This is a genomic window from Streptococcus parasanguinis (assembly GCF_001578955.1).
In the GTDB taxonomy this organism is placed as follows: domain Bacteria; phylum Bacillota; class Bacilli; order Lactobacillales; family Streptococcaceae; genus Streptococcus; species Streptococcus parasanguinis_U.
Genome location: NZ_KQ969689.1, coordinates 366010 through 368494, shown reverse-complemented (window position 1 = coordinate 368494; position 2485 = coordinate 366010). Strand labels below are relative to the sequence as shown.

General features: G+C 42.9%; 2 protein-coding genes and 1 pseudogene. All 3 read right to left on the bottom strand.

The features are described from left to right. Positions 1 to 342 (bottom strand): annotated as a pseudogene (locus SPADD19_RS01735) (hypothetical protein); the annotation flags it as partial. A gap of 148 nt (positions 343 to 490) precedes the next feature. Next, positions 491 to 1300 carry an MBL fold metallo-hydrolase gene (locus SPADD19_RS01730; protein ID WP_003015609.1) on the bottom strand — a complete coding sequence of 270 codons (810 nt, stop codon included), beginning with the start codon at positions 1298 to 1300 and terminating at the stop codon, positions 491 to 493. A 7-nt stretch (positions 1301 to 1307) separates the two neighbouring features. Further along, positions 1308 to 2485: cell wall metabolism sensor histidine kinase VicK (gene vicK / locus SPADD19_RS01725; protein WP_061455255.1), on the bottom strand; the 1178-nt coding region annotated here is incomplete at its 5' end.

The window sequence follows — 2485 nt, the reverse complement described above, 5'->3', positions numbered from 1 at the left end:
AAAATTCAAATCTTTTTTGATATCTACATCTGTCTTATTAACCAACATGAGAGCTGCTCTTCCTTCAGAAATAGCTCCCGTGAAGTAGAGCGCCATATTACCTTCACTTCCGAGTTCAGGATGTTCCTTGACCAATTTTTTTCCTAACTCAATTAGCTCAGATGTTTTACCTTCATACTGAGGTGCTACTACAAATTTCAAACCTTTTTCTTCTTTAGAAGACTCTGATACTTTTGTTTCCTTTGTCGTTTGATTGGAAGTTGACTCTTTCGTATCTTGCTTAGACTGACTACAAGCTGTTAAAGCAACCAAACCAGCCAGTAATAACATCATTTTTTTCATTTATTATCTCTCCTCTACTTTCGTGACTCTCACTCAGAATTCGTTCTTTCCTATCATACACGAATTTTGGCTAAAGAGCAAATTCATTACTAGATGTAGATTTCCTAAAATAGGCATATAAAAAACCACCCACGGGTGGTTTTCCATCTTATATCTTCGTCAAAGGGGTCGCGGTATCTGGCGAGGTATCTAACACCTCAAAATCATGGCCAACAGCTAGATCTGCTCGAGCCAGTTGATTCTCCATGGTCATATGGGCCAATTCTTTGATATTGTTCTCTTTTGACAAATGCCCCAGATAAATCTTCTTGGTGCGATTTCCCAAGGTTCGGATCATAGCATCTGCACCATCTTCGTTAGAAAGGTGGCCTAGGTCTGACAAGATCCGCTGCTTCAAGCGCCAAGCATAAGAACCTGCTCGAAGGATCTCTACATCATGGTTGGACTCAATCAGATAGCCATCCGCATCCGCGACGATGCCTGCCAAGCGATCACTCACATAGCCCGTATCCGTTAGCATGACAAAGCTCTTGCCATCCTTCATAAAGCGATAGAATTGAGGGGCAGCAGCATCGTGACTGACCCCAAAACTTTCGATATCGATATCGCCAAATGTCTTGGTCTTCCCCATTTCAAAGATATGCTTTTGAGCATCATCGACTTTTCCTAGATACTTGGTACCTTCCATAGCCTTCCAAGTTGCTTCATTAGCATATAGATCCATGCCATATTTCCGCGCTAAAACACCCACACCATGAATATGATCTGAGTGTTCGTGCGTAATCAAAATGGCATCTAAGTCTTCTGGTTTGCGATCAATTTCAGCCAATAGTCCCGTAATCTTTTTCCCTGATAGCCCTGCATCAATAAGCAGTTTTTTCTTTGGTGTCTCAAGGTAGAAAGAATTCCCACTAGAACCTGAAGCTAAAATACTATACTTAAATCCCTTTTCTGTCATTGACTCCTTATTCTTCCTCTTCTGTATCCCAGTCGTCTTTAATAGCATCTTTGTCATACGGCAAGACAATGGTAAAGGTAGATCCCTTGCCATATTCACTCTTGGCCCAAATAAAGCCTTTGTGTTGTTTAATGATCTCCTTAGCAATGGCTAAGCCTAGACCAGTCCCACCTTGGGCCCGGCTACGTGCCTTATCCACTCGGTAAAAGCGATCAAAAATACGTGGCAAGTCTTTCTTGGGAATCCCCAAGCCCTCATCTGAGATAGAGATAATCAACTGAGCATCTGTCGTTTTCATCCCTACCTTAATTTTTCCACCATCAGGTGAGTACTTGATGGCATTGTTCAAGATATTATCGATCACCTGGGTCATTTTATCCGTATCAATTTCCACCCAGATAGGAGTGATCGGGTATTCCCGGATCAGTTCATACTTCTTGGTATCCTCTTGCGATTGACTCTTGATCTTATCAAAGCGGTTCAAAATAAAGGTGATAAAGGCCGTAAAGTTGGTCAACTCGATCTCCAACTGACTAGTTTCATTGTCGATTCGAGAAAGACTCAAAAGATCTGTGACCATGCGCATCATGCGGTTGGTTTCATTGAGTGAAACCTTGACAAAATCTGGTGCTACCGGCTCTGACAAAGCGCCATCATCTAAGGCTTCCAGATAGGATTTCACACTGGTCAAAGGTGTTCGCAGTTCATGACTCACATTGGAGACAAAGAGGCGACGTTCCCGCTCTTCCTTGTCCTGCTCTGTCGTATCGTGCAAGACAGCTACCAGACCAGAGATAAAACCTGACTCGCGACGAATCAAGGCAAAGCGCACACGAAGACTTAAGTATTCCCCATTTTCATCCTGGGAATCGATGGTCAACTCTGGTACTTCTGTAATCAAGCTTCGCAGATCATAGTCATCCCCAAGCGAAAGCAAATCTAGAATACTGGTATTGAGCACCTCATCTGGATTAACATTCAATTGCTTGGCTGCCATTTCATTAACCATGATGATCTGACCGCGTCTGTTGGTCGCAAGCACCCCATCTGTCATGTAAGAAAGGATACTGGTCAAACGCTTGGTTTCTTGTTCCAAGTTTTCATGCGTCAGGCGAATAACCTCAGACAGATCATTGATACTATTGGTCATATCCGTCAGTTCTGGACTTCCTTGCATGTCGACCA